The organism is Aeromonas crassostreae, assembly GCF_054052445.1.
In genome coordinates, this window is the sequence record NZ_JBSTYM010000007.1 from 24,126 (window position 1) to 38,679 (window position 14,554).

15 protein-coding genes and 1 pseudogene are annotated in these 14,554 nt (G+C 63.4%); 10 read left to right on the top strand and 6 right to left on the bottom strand.

Annotated features, from left to right (window positions below; genetic code table 11):
- Positions 1–71: 71 nt before the first annotated feature.
- The 4 genes from ACW5W4_RS07350 to ACW5W4_RS07365 all read left to right on the top strand — a co-directional run bounded on the left by ACW5W4_RS07350 (position 72) and on the right by ACW5W4_RS07365 (position 2,121).
- Positions 72–398: a carboxymuconolactone decarboxylase family protein gene (locus ACW5W4_RS07350; protein WP_456688935.1), complete on the top strand. Its 327-nt coding sequence runs from the start codon at positions 72–74 to the stop codon at positions 396–398.
- A complete protein-coding gene (locus ACW5W4_RS07355; RefSeq protein ID WP_456688936.1) occupies positions 389–781 on the top strand; it encodes a tautomerase family protein in 393 nt (130 codons plus the stop codon). The genes ACW5W4_RS07350 and ACW5W4_RS07355 overlap by 10 nt, the downstream gene beginning before the upstream one ends.
- On the top strand, positions 778–1,302 hold the full coding sequence (locus ACW5W4_RS07360) for a DUF4865 family protein (RefSeq protein WP_456688937.1): 525 nt from the start codon (positions 778–780) through the stop codon (positions 1,300–1,302). The genes ACW5W4_RS07355 and ACW5W4_RS07360 overlap by 4 nt, the downstream gene beginning before the upstream one ends.
- A gap of 183 nt (positions 1,303–1,485) precedes the next feature.
- Positions 1,486–2,121 carry an FMN-binding negative transcriptional regulator gene (locus tag ACW5W4_RS07365; RefSeq protein ID WP_456688938.1) on the top strand — a complete coding sequence of 212 codons (636 nt, stop codon included), beginning with the start codon at positions 1,486–1,488 and terminating at the stop codon, positions 2,119–2,121.
- A 146-nt stretch (positions 2,122–2,267) separates the two neighbouring features.
- Here the strand turns inward: ACW5W4_RS07365 and ACW5W4_RS07370 are convergent, their stop codons facing one another.
- The 5 genes from ACW5W4_RS07370 to ACW5W4_RS07390 form a co-directional block, all read right to left on the bottom strand.
- The gene (locus ACW5W4_RS07370; protein WP_427261956.1) at positions 2,268–2,729 is read right to left on the bottom strand and encodes a GNAT family N-acetyltransferase; all 462 of its coding nucleotides are present in this window, start codon (positions 2,727–2,729) and stop codon (positions 2,268–2,270) included.
- A gap of 37 nt (positions 2,730–2,766) precedes the next feature.
- On the bottom strand, positions 2,767–2,979 hold the full coding sequence (locus tag ACW5W4_RS07375; protein ID WP_456688939.1) for a hypothetical protein: 213 nt from the start codon (positions 2,977–2,979) through the stop codon (positions 2,767–2,769).
- An 88-nt stretch (positions 2,980–3,067) separates the two neighbouring features.
- Entirely contained in the window at positions 3,068–3,409 is a 342-nt protein-coding gene (locus tag ACW5W4_RS07380; protein WP_456689014.1) for a DUF1294 domain-containing protein, read from the bottom strand.
- Positions 3,406–3,993 (bottom strand): sugar O-acetyltransferase, encoded by a 588-nt coding sequence (locus ACW5W4_RS07385; protein WP_456688940.1) that lies wholly within the window; start codon positions 3,991–3,993, stop codon positions 3,406–3,408. Before ACW5W4_RS07385 ends, ACW5W4_RS07380 begins: the two co-directional genes overlap by 4 nt.
- Positions 3,994–4,058: 65 nt before the next feature.
- Positions 4,059–5,309, bottom strand: coding sequence for an MgtC/SapB family protein (locus ACW5W4_RS07390; protein WP_427261952.1), 1,251 nt, complete (start codon positions 5,307–5,309; stop codon positions 4,059–4,061).
- A gap of 285 nt (positions 5,310–5,594) precedes the next feature.
- Here ACW5W4_RS07390 and ACW5W4_RS07395 point away from each other — a divergent pair.
- The 6 genes and pseudogenes from ACW5W4_RS07395 to ACW5W4_RS07420 all read left to right on the top strand — a co-directional run.
- Positions 5,595–5,690: pseudogene (locus tag ACW5W4_RS07395) on the top strand (alpha/beta hydrolase); the annotation flags it as partial.
- Positions 5,691–6,012: 322 nt separating this feature from the next.
- Positions 6,013–7,866: a M3 family metallopeptidase gene (locus ACW5W4_RS07400; RefSeq protein WP_456688941.1), complete on the top strand. Its 1,854-nt coding sequence runs from the start codon at positions 6,013–6,015 to the stop codon at positions 7,864–7,866.
- Between the two features lie 656 nt (positions 7,867–8,522).
- Positions 8,523–9,866 carry a TackOD1 domain-containing metal-binding protein gene (locus ACW5W4_RS07405; protein WP_456688942.1) on the top strand — a complete coding sequence of 448 codons (1,344 nt, stop codon included), beginning with the start codon at positions 8,523–8,525 and terminating at the stop codon, positions 9,864–9,866.
- Positions 9,859–11,199, top strand: a complete 1,341-nt coding sequence (locus tag ACW5W4_RS07410) for a glycosyltransferase family 2 protein (protein ID WP_456688943.1) — start codon at positions 9,859–9,861, stop codon at positions 11,197–11,199. The genes ACW5W4_RS07405 and ACW5W4_RS07410 overlap by 8 nt, the downstream gene beginning before the upstream one ends.
- Positions 11,199–12,248, top strand: coding sequence for an HlyD family secretion protein (locus tag ACW5W4_RS07415; RefSeq protein ID WP_456688944.1), 1,050 nt, complete (start codon positions 11,199–11,201; stop codon positions 12,246–12,248). Before ACW5W4_RS07410 ends, ACW5W4_RS07415 begins: the two co-directional genes overlap by 1 nt.
- A gap of 370 nt (positions 12,249–12,618) precedes the next feature.
- A complete protein-coding gene (locus ACW5W4_RS07420) occupies positions 12,619–13,098 on the top strand; it encodes a L,D-transpeptidase family protein (protein ID WP_427261937.1) in 480 nt (159 codons plus the stop codon).
- Between the two features lie 105 nt (positions 13,099–13,203).
- Here the strand turns inward: ACW5W4_RS07420 and ACW5W4_RS07425 are convergent, their stop codons facing one another.
- The gene (locus ACW5W4_RS07425) at positions 13,204–14,400 is read right to left on the bottom strand and encodes an amino acid aminotransferase (RefSeq protein ID WP_456688945.1); all 1,197 of its coding nucleotides are present in this window, start codon (positions 14,398–14,400) and stop codon (positions 13,204–13,206) included.
- Positions 14,401–14,554 lie beyond the last annotated feature (154 nt).

A 14,554-nucleotide genomic window follows, 5' to 3' on the forward strand; every position in this document is an offset into this window, starting at 1 on the left:
GGTCTTGAATATTTCGATTTTTTAAATTGTAGCAGTGAGGGAGAGTGGCTTCATCCACCAAGGAGATAGCCATGACACCCGATGTTCCCGATCGCGCCACCCTGGCGCAGCTTGCCCCCCGACTCGCCCGACTGGCGGAAGAGACGCTGTTTGGCGATATCTGGCAGCGGCCCGCCCTGTCAGCCCGCGAGCGCAGCCTGATCACCCTGGCCATACTGGCGTCCCTGGGCCGGGTGCAACAGCTGCCCTGGCACATCGCATTCGCCCGGCAAAACGGCCTGACGCGGGATGAGCTGGAAGAGCTGTTCACCCATCTCGCCTTCTACGCCGGTTTGCCCGCCGCAGTGACGGCCGTGGGCTATCTGCCCGCCCGCGAGGAGGCGACCCCATGCCGCTGACCCGCATCACGGTGCGCGAGGGGATGAGCGACGCGCGCCTGCAACAGCTCAGCGCCCTCTATCACCAGACCCTGGTGGAGGTGTTCGAGGTGCCGCCGGAGGACAAGTTCCAGATCCTCGAGATCCTGCCGGCCGGTGCCCTCATCTATCACCCCCACTACCAGACCGGCCGCCGGGACCAAGGCTTCATCCTGTTCCAGATCCTGGCGGGAAAGCCCCGCAGCACCGCGGTCAAGGAGCGGCTCTATGCCCGGCTCGCCGAGCGGCTGCATGCTGAGCTGGGGATCCATCCCGACAACCTCATGGTGGTGATCCAGATGAACGGCAGTGAGGAGTGGAGTTTCGGCCAGGGCCGGATGTTTCGGCAGGAGGTGAGCCTATGATCGCCATGCACTACAGATTCACCCTGCCGGCGGACTACGACATGGGGCTGATCGAGGCGAGGATCGCCAACCATGGCGCCAAGCTGGATGGTTTCCCCGGTCTGCTGTTCAAGGCCTATCTCTACAGCCGCCAGGACGATGGGGCCCTGCCGGGGCAGGAGAACCGCTATGCCCCCTTCTATGTGTGGCACAACGCCGAGGCCATGGACCGATTCCTGGCGAGCGAGGGATTCGCGGCGCTCACCCGGCATTTCGGCTGGCCCCGCATCCAGACATGGCAGCTGCTGCGGGCGCCGGATCCGGCCTCCCTCGACGGGGCTTGCATGGCCAGGCTGCGGCGCACCAAGGTCGCTTCCCACGACCAGCTGACCGGGCTGCATGGCGAGGCCATGGTGAGCGGCTGGGATCTCTCCCGCTGGGAGTGGCTGGAGGCGGATCTTCTCCCCTCGCTCCCCTCGTCAATGCCCCCGGAGGCCGAACTCTATCGTATCGGCTATCTGGCCAAGGGGAGGGGGGAGTGACAGGGCAGAGGGGCTGAGCGGGAGGAGGGGTCAGTCCCCTGGCCGTCACGTCGGTGTGGTGCCCGTGGCTGGCCCGCGCCGCTGGCGGTGCCGGTCGGCAGATTCGGGGTGACGGCCGGCGCCAGGCAGGGCATGATCCCCCGTATTGCGTATGGACACGCCAACCGGAACCAAGGAGCCCCCATGTATCTGCCACCCCATTTCGCCGTCACCGAGCCCGAGGCGCTGCACGCGCTGATACGGGCCTATCCGCTGGGGGCCCTGATCACTCATGGGGAAGGAGGGCTGGATGCCAACCACCTGCCGTTCGAGTTCGATACCGATGAGGGGGCGCAAGGAGTGCTGCGGGCCCATGTGGCACGCAACAACCCGCTCTGGCAGGAGGTGAAGGATGGCGACGAGGTGCTGGTGATCTTCCGGGCCGCCGAGGGCTACATCTCCCCCAACTGGTATCCGAGCAAGCAGGTGCACCACAAACAGGTGCCTACCTGGAACTATGCGGTGGTGCATGCCCATGGCCGCATCCGGGTGCGGGACGAGGCCCGCTTCGTGCGCCGCCTGCTGGCCACCCTGACCCGCACCCAGGAGGCTGCCGAGCCAAGGCCCTGGAAGATGGCGGATGCGCCGAGGGACTATGTGGAAGCCATGGTGGCGGCCGTGGTGGGCATAGAGATCGAGATCGATCGGCTGGTGGGCAAGTTCAAGCTGAGCCAGAACAAGGAGGAGGGGGACCGGCTGGGGGTCGTCGATGCTTTGCAGGCCAAGGGCCAGACCGCGCTGGCGGAGGCGATGCAACAGTCACCACTCTCGCCGCGATAGCGATACATTCCGCCATGTGGAGAGATAGTAAAACGGCAACCCATGGGTTGCCGTTGTTGATGGCGCGTCCGTTCAGAGCATCATTGGCCAGACGGCTGGCGCCATAGCGTCCATTTCGAGACCAGCCATGGGGCTGGCTGCCTGGACTACAATGCCTTGCGCATCAATGCATTGGGGATCATGACGCCGCGGCGGACTGGATACCTTCGCTCCTCCACATGAAAGCCATGCAGTGCGAAGAAGGGTTCCGCCGTCTTGCTCACATCGGCCGTCAGTTCGTCGATACCCAATAACCTGGCCTCTTCATGAAGGCGCATCATCAAGCGGGTGCCGACCCCTTGTCGTGCATGAGAGCCAGCCACGAAAAAGTGGTCGATATAGCCATTGGGCTGAACGTCAGCATACCCGGCGATGTCACCATCAATGTCAGCGACAAAGGGGCGTAATGTCCTGATATGGTCAGCCCACAGCGTCGGGGAAATATCCTCGGGCGCCCATGCCTGAATCTGCTCCGCTGTGTACTCTGCCGATGCAACTTCATGCACTGCCGATAAAAAAACCTTAAATAACGCGGCTTCATCCCCGATGTTGAATCGTCGAATGTTCATTGTTTCCTCTCTGGATAACGGAGACTGGGTGCCCGGCTCAGAGATCCCTGAATGGCTTGAGCTTCTCTTCCTCGATGACGATGGCCTCCAGATTGGCGACCCGCTCCTGCAACTCCTTGATGACGAGATCCTGCTTGCCGAGGCGATCCGTGATGCGGGCATCCCCCAACTGGTAGCGGGTGCGTTTGCCGAGATAGCCAAACAGCACGCTGATAAAGACGATCAGGACTATGCCTGTCCACATGGTCATAAGAACCTCCTTGCACTGAACGGGATAACCGGCTGGCCTTGTTGTCTCATGCCGATCCGTTGGCGGCCATGGCCGGGAGCTTGTCCGCTCATGTCCCCTGCCAGAGCGGCCGGCTGATCCAGAGCCCCCACAGGCTGAGGTGCAGCAGCACGATAAACCAGAACCGCAGCCGATAGCTGCCCTTCTGGGTCTTGTGGCGCAGCCACTGGCGGGCCACCAGGGCGCCGGGCCAGCCGCCGCACAGCTCCAACAGATGGAGGCGGGCTTCGGGGACGCGCCAGCCGCCGCGAATGGCCTGGCGCTTGTCGTGGGCGTAGGCCAGCACTGTGAGCAGGCTCATGGTGGTGACCAGGGCCAGCGGCCACCAGTTGGCCCCCTCAATGCCGAGCCAGGCGGTCCAGGTCAGGGGCAGCAGGGCCAGGGCCATCATGACAGCCACGCCTGATCCCGGGGCTCGTCCGGGCTGAGGGTGCGGATGACGTTGGCCGGATTGCCCACCGCGACCGAGTCCGCCGGTATGTCCCGGGTCACCACGGCGCCGGCCCCTATGATGGAACGCGGCCCTATGGTGACGCCGGGGCAGATGATGGCGCCGCCGCCAATCCAGCAGTCATCGCCGATGCGTACCGGCTTGTTGTAGGCGGTCCAGCTGCGGCGCGCCAGATAGTCCATGTCGTGGGTGGCGGTGTAGATCTGCACGTTGGGAGCCAGCAGCACATGGCTGCCGATGTGCACCTCGCCCACGTCGAGAATGGTGACGTTGAAGTTGAAGAAGGTCTGCTCGCCGATGTGGATGTTGCGGCCAAACTCGCAGGTGAAGGGGGTGCTGATCCAGCAGGAGTCGGGGCAGTGGCCAAACAGCTCGGCGCAGATCTGCCGGCGCAGGGCCTGATCCCCCGCCGCCGAGGCGTTGAGCCGGGCCAGCAGCGCCTGGCCGCGAATGCGATCGCTGGCTATCTCCTCGCTCTGGCTGTCGAGGGCGCCCCCCGCCAATACCTTGTCCCAGTCGCTCATGGGGTCGATTTCTCCGCTGGTCTGTGAGGCGGCCAGTATACCTCCGGCCGCGTCCGGGATCCTCCTCAGGCGAAGGGCAGGGCCAGCAGGGCGGACATCAGATAGGCCGCCAGCACCCGGCTGCCCAGGCGGCGACCCCCTATCACCAGGGCCAGCACCCCCTTGACCAGGGAGTTGACCAGCCCGGCCAGCAGTATGCCCCGGGTGGCCACCTCCAGGGTCAGTTCCTTGCTGGTGAGCTGGGAGAGCGACAATGTGATGGCGTCCACGTCGGTGATCCCCGACACCAGGGCCAGCAGATAGACCCCGGAGTCGCCCACCTCGCTCTGCAGCAGGGTGGCCAGGAAGCCGATGAGGGCCAGCAGCAGGCCGAACTTGATGGCGGTGGCGAGATCCAGCGGGTTGCGGGTCTCGGGCTGGACGGGCTCATCCGGGGTTGCCTCCCGCTGGCGCCAGAACCAGAAGGCAAAGCCGTAGACGACCAGCCCCAGGATCAGCAGGGGCGGGGCCAGGCGCAGGGCCAGATCCCGCTGGATGAGCAGCACCAGCACCAGCAGTCGCAGCCACATGGTGGCCCCCGCCAGCAATATGCCGGTGGCCAGCAGTCGCTCCAGCCCGGGCTGCTCCTTGTTGAGCCGGGCAAATTGCAGGGTGAGGGCGGTGGAGGAGGCCAGTCCCGCCAGCATGCTGGTGAGCACCAGCCCGGCACGGGTGCCGAGCAGGCGCACCGCGAAGTGGCCCGAGAAGGAGATGGCGGCGATGACCACCACCATCAGCCAGATCTGGAAGGGGTTGAAGGCGTTGAGGGGCCCCATCTCCTGGTTCGGCAGCACGGGCAGCAGCACCAGGGAGATGAGCAAGAAGCGCAGGGTGGCGTGAAACTCCGTCTCGCTCAGAAACAGCATGCCTTGCTGGATCTTGCCCTTGAGCCCCATCAGGAGCGCCGCCAGCACGGCGCAGGCCACCGCCTCGCTCGGGCTCAGCAGCACGGACATCAGCCCCAGCAGATAGGTGAGCACCATGGCCACCGAGCTGGTGAGGCCGAACTCCCCCTGCCAGCGTTGGGCCAGCCAGATGGAGAGGGTGCAGCCCATCAGCACCGCCAGCAGGCCGAGCAGGGGCAGCCAGGTGCCCAGGGTCGGCAGCAGCAGGGCGCAGACGCCGCCCAGCAGGCCGATGAGACCATAGGTGCGCATCCCGGCGACGCGCTGGTTGTCCCCCAGCTGGCGCACCTGCCAGCCCCGCTCCAGCCCTATGATGAGGCCGATGGCCAGGGAGACCAGGGCCCCGTTGATGGGGTCTGCATCGATCCACATGCCGAACTCCTTGCTCATGCGCCTCTGCCTGGATCCCATGATGGCACAGCGCGCACGGGGGAGCCGGGGTCTGGCTCACACTGCGCTCGACTGGCGCTTTGCACCGAATTGATATGAGTAAAAGAGATAAGCAAAGCGTTTATTCTTGGTTCTGTGCATAACGAGGTCACGGCATGCTGACTCCATCCCAGATAAAGGAGTATCACCATGAAGATGACCAAGACAGCCCTCACCCTCTTCGCATTGCTGACCCTCGGTCAGGCCCATGCCGCCGAGGTGTGGTTGCTCAACGTCTCTGCCCAGATCGTCGCCAGCCGCAACGATCCCTGGATGCGCTTCGAGCGAGCCGAATATTGGCATCGCCAGTGGCAGGTGCCCCTCTCGGCCCTGGTGCTGCTTGCGATCAACAATCTTACTGCGGGGCGTGTTGGCTAGTGATCGGCTCCCCGTTTTGTTGCCGGCGATCGGAACAGCCGCCCTCGCGCCAGGCGCCCTGACCAGGGTATCCAATCCCCCGCCCATGCTGGTGGGCCCGCCCCGGCGGCGCCTCGTTGCCACTGGCTTGAAACAACGATAATCAAGCAGGGAACGCCGGGTGGGCGAAGACAGGAAAGCGGGCTTCTGCTAGCTTGGCTTGGCGCATCCCTGCGCACATCGACAAGGGGCCGACCCGGATTGACCCCATAACAACAAGAGGGAACTTATGAATTCCATTGCCAGGAATTATCTCAACCAGCTCAACGCCGACTACCTGAGGGTACACAGGCGCAAGGAGGATCTGTTCTGGTCCACCTATATGGGCACCAGCGACGATCAGGCCGGTTTCACGGCCGCCGAGCAGGCCTACAAGGGGTTCTGCGCCGATCCGGCCCGTCTGCCCGCCTTGCGGGAGATGCTGAGTCAGGCCGAGGAGACGGATCTCAAACGTGGTCTCGAGGGCTGGATTGCCTTCTTCGAGTGCAACGTCATCGAAGACCCCAGGGCCTCAGCCCTGATGGACGAGCTGGTGGCCGCAGAGGCGGATCTCTTCGCCCGCCGCAAGGGGCTCAAACTCACCTTGCTGGACGAGCAGGGCCGTCAGGTGCCCGGCAGCCTGCCCGCCGCCAGCACGGCGCTGGCCGCCAGTGCGGATGAGGCGGTGCGCCAGAGTGCGCTCGCCATGTTCCACCGCCTGGAGCAGTGGGTGGTCGGCAACGGCTTTCTCGAGGTGGTGGCCCTGCGCAACCGCTTCGCCCGGGCCATGGGCTATAACGACTACTTCGACTACAAGGTGCACAAGAACGAGCAGATGAGCCCGGCGCAGCTGTTCGCCGTGCTGGACGACTTTATTGCCCGCACCGAGCAGCGGGTGCACCAGAGCCTGGCGGAGCTGAAGGCCGCCAAGGGGGAGGCGGCCCTGCTGCCCCACAACCTGCGCTACAGCGTGAGCGGCGACGTGACCCGCCAGCTCGATCCTTACGTGCCCTTCTCCCGGGCGCTGAAGGATTGGGTCCAGAGCTTCCGTCGCCTCGGCATCCAGTATCGCGGCGCCACCCTGACCCTGGATCTGCTGACCCGGGAGGGGAAATACGAGAACGGCTTCTGCCACGGCCCTGTGCCGAGCTTCTGGCAGGAGGGGCAGTGGGTCCCGGCTGTGGTCAACTTCACCAGTCTGGCGGATCCTGCCCAGGTGGGCAGCGGCTGGAGCGGGCTCAACACCTTGTTCCACGAGGGGGGCCACGCGGCGCATTTTGCCAACGTCACCGGCAACGCCCCCTGCTTCTCCCAGGAGTTTCCCCCCACCTCCATGGCCTATGCCGAGACCCAGTCCATGTTCTGCGACAGCCTGCTGGACGACGCCGACTGGCTCAAACGCTATGCCAGAAACGCGGCGGGAGAGGCGATCCCCGATTCGCTCATCAGGGCCATGATAGAGGCACGCCAGCCGTTTCGGGCCTTCAACGAGCGCCAGATAGCGCTGGTGGCCTACTTCGAGCGGGATCTCTACGCCATGGCAGACGCCGAGCGCACCCCAGAGGCTGTGCTGGCACTGGCCCGTCGCTGGGAGCGCACCATCCTCGGGGTAGAGAGCCCGCGCCCGCTGCTGGCCATTCCGCACCTGCTCAATCAGGAGTCGGCCTGCGCCTACCATGGCTATCTGCTGGCGCTGATGGCGGTGGAGCAGACCCGCGCCTATTTCCTTGCGCGCGACGGCTACCTCACCGACAACCCGCGCATCGGGCCGGATCTGGCCGCCCACTACTGGGGGCCGGGCAACGGCATGACCCATGACGAGACGCTGCGCAGCCTCACTGGCGAGGGCTTCAGTGCCGCTCCCCTGGCCGAGGCGTGCAACCGGAGCGTGGCCGAGGCGTGGCAGCAGGCCCAGGCGTGCATGGCGGCGGCGCACCAGCGCCCGCCGGCAGGGGAGGGAGCGCCGCTCGATGCCCATATCCGGGTGGTGCACGGGGCCGAGCTTATCGCCGACAACAGCGAGTCGGAGGCGCGCATGCTGGCGGACTTCGAGGCCTGGATCCGGCGCCTGGAGACCGCAGATCCGGCGCCATCCCTTGCCTGAGTCCGGTGTCATATCGTTGAAGGAGCTCCATAAGGGGCTCTTTTTGTCTGAGGGGCGATGCCTCGGGATGGCGGGAGGGAGGGGGATCGCCGCCTGCCTCGGGTGATCTGGGCGGGCAGGCATGCCGCGATCCCATGGCGACATCGAATGTCGCGATGAGAACATGTCTATTTGTTAATTCTTATCGTGAATAATCTGCGCCAGCCAGCCTATGTGACGGCGAGAAGGTGATCCCCGTCCAATGGCGACCTGGTTCGGCCCCTTCCCCACTCATTTTTGCTACCGTGAAATTACTTCGTCCCATCCTCGGGACGGCTCCTCTGCCCCCTGGGCCCTGCCGTTGACTATTTCCCGGCCAGACCCAGAATCGGCCCCCTCGCCACCCCCGACGCGAGTCGGGCTCGGAAAGTCGCAGGTCTCATTTCAGAGACGGCTGGACCGCACATGAAACATGGCGCCAGCTCCCAACCCCTTCATAGCGTTCGCCATTTTCATGACCTTCGTCGAGAGAGTCGACGATGCCGTCGGCATCAAACCTGGCCGAGGGGGATGCGCGCAGATGCGATGCCTCTTTACCAGCCATAGTTGATGCTGAGGTGCCGGTTCCTTCATTGAGTCGGTGCCTGTTTTTTAGTCTATGGAAGAGGCTATGTCCCATGATGAGTACGAGTGAACAACCCTGCCCGATCGCGTTGCTGGGAGGCTCGGTGGATGTTGCCACCCAGCCTCTTGCCGATTGGTCTCAATGGAATGCAGAGCAACAGCCGGTGTTATTGCTCAACCTGCCGGCCGAAGAGCAAGATCGGGTATTGCAGGCGGTTCGCCGCGATCCCTCCCGTTATTTGCAACCTGTCTTCTGCGTGGCGAAGAGCCCGCTTGCGCCCATGCTGGCCGATGGTCTCCTGCCCCAGCTGGATGAGCGAGTGCCCGACATACTGGAACGTTTGGCGCTGCTGACGCCGCGTGAGCATCCGGACGAGCTGGAAAAACTGGCGCGCTACAGCTGGCCCCGCGCGCATTTCCGCCTGTTGCCTCGCTGGCAGGCGGGATGTCGCCAGGGGTACGGCTATCCGCTGCTCGACTGCCTGCTGGGCAGCGAGGCCGAGGCCTCCTTGCCGCAGCTGGTGGCGGAGCGCCTGCTGCAAAACGAGCAACTGGTGGATCGGGTGCGTCTGTGCAACGGCTGTCATTCGGCCCATATCAACTTCGTCGATGTGTGCCCAGAGTGCTCCCACATCGCCATCCAGGCCAAGCCTGCCGTGCACTGTTTCACCTGTGGGCATGTGGATGATCAGGATGTCTTCATGAAGCAGGGGATGCTGCGCTGCCCCAAGTGTGTGACCACCTTGCGCCACATCGGTGTGGACTACGATCGGCCGCTGGAGAAGTATCGCTGCCTCTCCTGTCACGCCCGTTTCATGGAGGCGGTGGTGCAGGCTCGCTGTCACGAATGCGGTCAGGTGCACAAGCCCGATGATCTGATGGTGTCGCCCATCTATGAATACCGTATCGGCAAGCTGGCGCGCCATATTGCCCGCGAGGGCACCCAGCAGTTGCATCTCCCCTTGGCCTGGGGGACGCCCATGGCAATGGATCACTTCCCCTGGCTGTTGCAGTGGAATAACAACCTGCTGCAGCGCCATGGTGGCAGCCATACCCTGCTGGCGATCCGGGTTGAGCATCTGGCCGATCTGCGGGCCGAGCTGGGGCTGCTGAAGACGCAGCAACGGCTGGCGGCCTTGCTCGCCCGGTTGCAGGCGCTGTTTCGGGATACCGATGTGGTTTGCCAATATGCCGACGATCAGCTGTTGCTGCTGTTGCCATACACGGACGAGGACGACTGGCATATCTTGCAGGGCCGGATCCAGGCACTGAACCACATAGAGGGGCTCGATTCCCTGAGGCTCGATGTGAAGGTGCAGCCCCTGCCCATGACCCTGGGTGAAGAGACAGGCCAGTGGTTGAGCCGCTGGCTGGATGGGGGCATCCCGCATGCATGACTGGATGAACACGGTGCACTATATCCTGATGGAGATGCTGGGCAGTCTGCAATTCTCCCCCGGGATGATCCTGCAGCTGTTGCCCATGTTGCTGCTGATGGAGGTGCCGCTGATGGCGCTGACCCTGATCGGGATCCTCAAGTGGTATGCCCGTCAGGTGCCCAGAACCTCCGATCTGCCGCTATCCAGACGCTGCCCCAGGGTCTCCTGCATCATCACCTGCTACGGGGAGGGGGAGGCCATCCGCTCCACCATCCTGACCCTCAAGGAGCAGCTGTATCGGGGGCACATGGAGATCATTGCGGTGATCGATGGCGCCAACGCCAACGCGCATACCTATCGGGCGGCCCTGAGCTGTGTCGAGGCGTTTCAGGGATGCGAGAGACGGACGCTGGTGTTGCTGCCCAAGTGGCAGCGTGGCGGGCGGGTATCGACCCTCAACGCGGGCCTGGCGGCAGCGACCGGTGAGATAGTGATGAATGCCGATGGGGATACCTCATTTGACAACAACATGATCGATGAGATCGTCGCCTGTTTCGACGATCCCGATGTGCCCGCCGTCGGCGGGGCGCTGCGGGTGCGCAACTTGCGGGATGGACTGCTGACCCGGATGCAGGGGATTGAATACATGATCTCCATGCAGGGGGGCAAGACGGGACTGAGCGAGTGGAATCTGATCAACAACATCTCAGGGGCATTCGGGGCGTTTCGCCGAGATTTCCTGCGCCAGATCGGAGGCTGGGATACCCATACGGCCGAAGATCTGGATCTGACGGTGCGGATAAAGCACTACCTCAAGCGTCATCCCCGCCTGAAGATCGGTTTCGCCCCCCGCGCCATCGGCCACACCGATGCGCCAGCGGATCTGGTCACCCTGGCCAATCAGCGGCTGCGCTGGGATGGTGACCTGCTTTTTCTCTATCTGCGCAAACACAAGCTGTCGCTGACCCCCCGTATCCTGGGATGGAAGACCTTCCTGTTCACCCTGGTCTACGGGGTGGCGCAAAACGTGGTGTTGCCGCTGCTGGTCATGGGTTACAGCTGGTGGCTGGTGCTCAGCTATCCTGGCCAGTTTGTGGCGGCCTTGATGCTCTGCCTCTATCTGGCCTACCTGTTTCTCACCCTGGTCAATTTTCTGGTGTTCCTGCTCGCGATCTCCGAGCGGCCCTGGGCCGATCTGCGGTTGTTGCCCTGGGTGTGTCTGTACCCTGTCTATACGCTGCTGATGCGCCTGTGGTGCGCGGTGGCATTGCTCAATGAACTATTCCGGCGTGGCCACGAAGAGAGCAGCATGGCGCCCTGGTGGGTATTAAAACGAGGAAACAAATTCTGATGAAAGTGACATTCAATCCCCCCAAGAAACAGGATGCCACCTCGGATGAGGGGATCCGCGTCCTGTATGCCCCCGCCAGGCGCATCGCCTTTCGGGCACGCTGGTACCTGCTCCTGCTGCTGGCCTTCAGTCCTGCCATCATATTGCTCTGGTATCTGGGACGAGAGTGGTGGCTGACCCAGGCGCCGGCCATCATCACCACCGAGCCGCAACTGGTGGTGGCCAATGGCGATGGTTTTATTCGCAACATCTATGCCTCCCCCGGGCAATCCGTCGCCAGAGGCGATGCCCTGATGCAGTTTGAGTCGCCGACGCTGCAAGCCAACATTGAAGGACGCAGGTCGCGTCTGAAGGCCATCGAGCTGAACAAGGAGAGTGCAGAGCACGAGATATTGCGCAACCTGAATGAGCAGATAGGCATAGCCGAACGGGGCTCACGTGAACAGGAGGGTATCTACCAGGAGTATGCGGGCTACAGGAAGGAGAAGCTGGTATCCAGCGCCGAGTATGCCAGCGTGCTGCTGAGCTGGACTCAATCCCGTATCGCCCTGCAAAGAGCCAGGTCGGAGAAGACCCAGCAAGAGTTGCAGATCCTGGAGGATCACCTGACGGGGCCACTGGCCAGTGCTCGCCACCTGCTGGCACAGGAGCTGACGGAGATGGAAGCCATCTCCAGGCAGCAACAGCCCCAGGCTCCGGCAACGGGAAGGGTCTCTGACGTATTGGTGCAAGAGGGCGACTGGGTCTTTTCGGGCGCCCCCCTTGCCTTGATCTCCAAGCATGAGGATCCCTTGGTCATTGCCTATGTGCTGCCCAAATATTTGTCCTCGATGGAGACGGGCCACAGGGCCATCGTCAAGCTGCCGAGCGGAGAGCGGCTGGCGGCCAGGGTGGCCAGACCGGTCGAACTGGCCGACAAGCTGCCGGCGCAGCTCGCCGCCCCGTTCGAAGGGGAGAAGGCGACGCTCAAGGTCGCCTTGTCACTGGATGAAAAGCTGCCGCCCGGTTTGCTGGTCGAGGGACTGCCGGTCACTGTGCTGTTTGATTGAGTCAAAGCGCCGTGCCGCCCTGGGCTGCACGGCGCTTTCATCTGATGTTCCCGCGTCACGTCGTCGGGGAGCACCATACTGCATACCTCTTGTCTGACCCGCTCGACTCGCGTATCCACCCCGCCTGCTCCTCCGCTTCGTCATCTCGCCATCCGGCATCGCCGTCCCCCTGGACGAGATCCTGGCTACCAATATGATTTGTTTATGGTTTCCGAATTGATCGCCGAGGTGGCTACATGATGGCGACAGATATGTTTTGCTGGGTATATTGAGTATTGATGGCGATCCAATATCATGGCGCTCGCCGCCAAGGGGCGGCATTCAGATGACGTGTATCAGGAGCCCGCACAGAGGCTCGTCGAGGGATGGAATGAGAGCCGTATTCTTGTGTGTACTGGGCCTGTGGCCCGCATTGAGTTTCGCCAGTCTGGGCATGAGCGCGGACATGGTGGTCGTGAACAAGTCCTCCTACAGCCTGAGCCTGATGAAGGATGGCAAGGAGCTGAAACGCTACTGGATAGCCCTGGGGCCGGCCCCCAAGGGTCACAAGCAGCGGGAGGGGGATCAGCGCACCCCTGAGGGACGCTATACCCTGGATTACAAGAAGAGTGACTCCAACTTCTATCGGGCCATCCACATCAACTACCCGAACCTGGACGACATCCAGACGGCCAACGAGCTCGGGGTCAGGCCGGGGGGCATGATCATGATCCACGGTCAGCGCAACGGCAATGGCTCCAGCCTGCAGCCGTCCAACTGGACCAATGGCTGCATCGCCTTGCTCAACAAGGACATGGACGAGGTGTGGGACGCCATCGAACCCGGCACCCCCATCGTCATCCACCCCTGACGAGACAGGGGTCCAGACAGCAGAACGGCAGGCCATGGGCCTGCCGTTTTCTTTGTTGCCTGAGGCCCCAGCTGGTCCTGCGGTGGGCCGCCGGGAGTCGGTGCCTTACCCCTTGAGCACGGCGGCGAAGGCGTCGGCCACGTATTCCACGTTGCGGCTGTTGAGGCCGGCCACGCACATGCGCCCCGATTGCACCAGGTAGACGGCGAACTCTTCCCGCAGGCGATCCACCTGGCTCGGGGTCAGCCCCGTGTAGCTGAACATGCCGCGCTGGCTGATGAAGTAGCCAAAGTCGCGGCCCGGCACCTTGGCGCAGAGCACCTCGAACAGCTGCTTGCGCATGGCCTTGATGCGGGTGCGCATCTCGGCCACTTCCTCGACCCACATGGCGTGCAGCTCGGGCTGGCTCATCACGGCCGCGGCGACCTGGCCGCCGTGGGTGGGGGGGCTGGAGTAGTTGCGGCGCACCGTGGCCTTCATCTGACCCAGCACCCGGCTCGCCTCTTCGGCGTCTTTGCAGATGACCGACAGGCCGCCGCAGCGCTCGCCGTAGAAGGAGAGGTTCTTGGAAAACGAGTTGCTGACGAAGAAGCTGACCCCGGCGGCCACCATGGCGCGGATGGCGTAGGCATCCTCTTCCAGCCCGTCACCGAAGCCCTGATAGGCGATGTCCATAAAGGGAATGAGCCCCTTGTCCACCACCAGCGCGATCACTTGGTCCCACTGGGCGCGGGAGAGATCCACCCCGGTCGGGTTGTGACAGCAGGGGTGCAGCAGCACTATGCTTTTCGCCGGCAGCTGGCCCAGGCAGTCGATCATGGCGTCGAACTGCACGCCGCCGCTGGCCGCATCGTAGTAGGGGTAGTCATGGACCCTGATGCCGGCCCCTTCGAACATCGCCTTGTGGTTGTCCCAGGTGGGATTGCTGACCCACACCTCGGAGCTCGGGAAGTAGCGCTTGAGCAGGTCGGCCCCGATCTTCAGGGCGCCCGAGCCGCCTATGGTCTGGATGGTGGCGATGCGGCCGGCTTTCACCGCCTCGTGATCGGCGCCAAACAGCAGGTGTTGCACGGCGGTGCGGTAGTTGGCGGCGCCTTCCATCGGCTGGTAGGGACGCGGCGCCGGGGCGCTCGCACGCTGGGCTTCGGCCTGCTGCACCGAGGGCAGCAGCGGAATGCGGCCCTGCTCGTCGTAATAGAGGCCTATCCCCAGGTTCACCTTCTGCTCACGGGTGTCTTTGTGGAAGGTCTCGACCAGGGTCAGTATGGGGTCGCCAGCATAGGCATCGACGTGTTCAAACATGGGGGGTCCTTGAGGTTGGCTGTCCAATTTCGCCGGCATGGGCCGGGGTTGACATCATGGCGTAATCTTTAGTTCCCCTCAAGTGATGAGAAATCCCCTCGGTGTGACAGCTATTGTCGCCTTGTGGCTATCCTGAGAGACGTGCCGGATCCAT

What these genes read in the sequence shown, in the direction of transcription:
- ACW5W4_RS07370 (WP_427261956.1), bottom strand. Translation starts at nt 2,729, where the DNA reads ATGAACATTCGACGATTCAACATCGGGGATGAAGCCGCGTTATTTAAG.
- ACW5W4_RS07350 (WP_456688935.1), top strand. Translation starts at nt 72, where the DNA reads ATGACACCCGATGTTCCCGATCGCGCCACCCTGGCGCAGCTTGCCCCC.
- ACW5W4_RS07360 (WP_456688937.1), top strand. Translation starts at nt 778, where the DNA reads ATGATCGCCATGCACTACAGATTCACCCTGCCGGCGGACTACGACATG.
- ACW5W4_RS07415 (WP_456688944.1), top strand. Translation starts at nt 11,199, where the DNA reads ATGAAAGTGACATTCAATCCCCCCAAGAAACAGGATGCCACCTCGGAT.
- ACW5W4_RS07405 (WP_456688942.1), top strand. Translation starts at nt 8,523, where the DNA reads ATGATGAGTACGAGTGAACAACCCTGCCCGATCGCGTTGCTGGGAGGC.
- ACW5W4_RS07355 (WP_456688936.1), top strand. Translation starts at nt 389, where the DNA reads ATGCCGCTGACCCGCATCACGGTGCGCGAGGGGATGAGCGACGCGCGC.
- ACW5W4_RS07390 (WP_427261952.1), bottom strand. Translation starts at nt 5,309, where the DNA reads ATGTGGATCGATGCAGACCCCATCAACGGGGCCCTGGTCTCCCTGGCC.
- ACW5W4_RS07365 (WP_456688938.1), top strand. Translation starts at nt 1,486, where the DNA reads ATGTATCTGCCACCCCATTTCGCCGTCACCGAGCCCGAGGCGCTGCAC.
- ACW5W4_RS07420 (WP_427261937.1), top strand. Translation starts at nt 12,619, where the DNA reads ATGAGAGCCGTATTCTTGTGTGTACTGGGCCTGTGGCCCGCATTGAGT.
- ACW5W4_RS07385 (WP_456688940.1), bottom strand. Translation starts at nt 3,993, where the DNA reads ATGAGCGACTGGGACAAGGTATTGGCGGGGGGCGCCCTCGACAGCCAG.
- ACW5W4_RS07375 (WP_456688939.1), bottom strand. Translation starts at nt 2,979, where the DNA reads ATGACCATGTGGACAGGCATAGTCCTGATCGTCTTTATCAGCGTGCTG.
- ACW5W4_RS07410 (WP_456688943.1), top strand. Translation starts at nt 9,859, where the DNA reads ATGCATGACTGGATGAACACGGTGCACTATATCCTGATGGAGATGCTG.
- ACW5W4_RS07400 (WP_456688941.1), top strand. Translation starts at nt 6,013, where the DNA reads ATGAATTCCATTGCCAGGAATTATCTCAACCAGCTCAACGCCGACTAC.
- ACW5W4_RS07380 (WP_456689014.1), bottom strand. Translation starts at nt 3,409, where the DNA reads ATGATGGCCCTGGCCCTGCTGCCCCTGACCTGGACCGCCTGGCTCGGC.
- ACW5W4_RS07425 (WP_456688945.1), bottom strand. Translation starts at nt 14,400, where the DNA reads ATGTTTGAACACGTCGATGCCTATGCTGGCGACCCCATACTGACCCTG.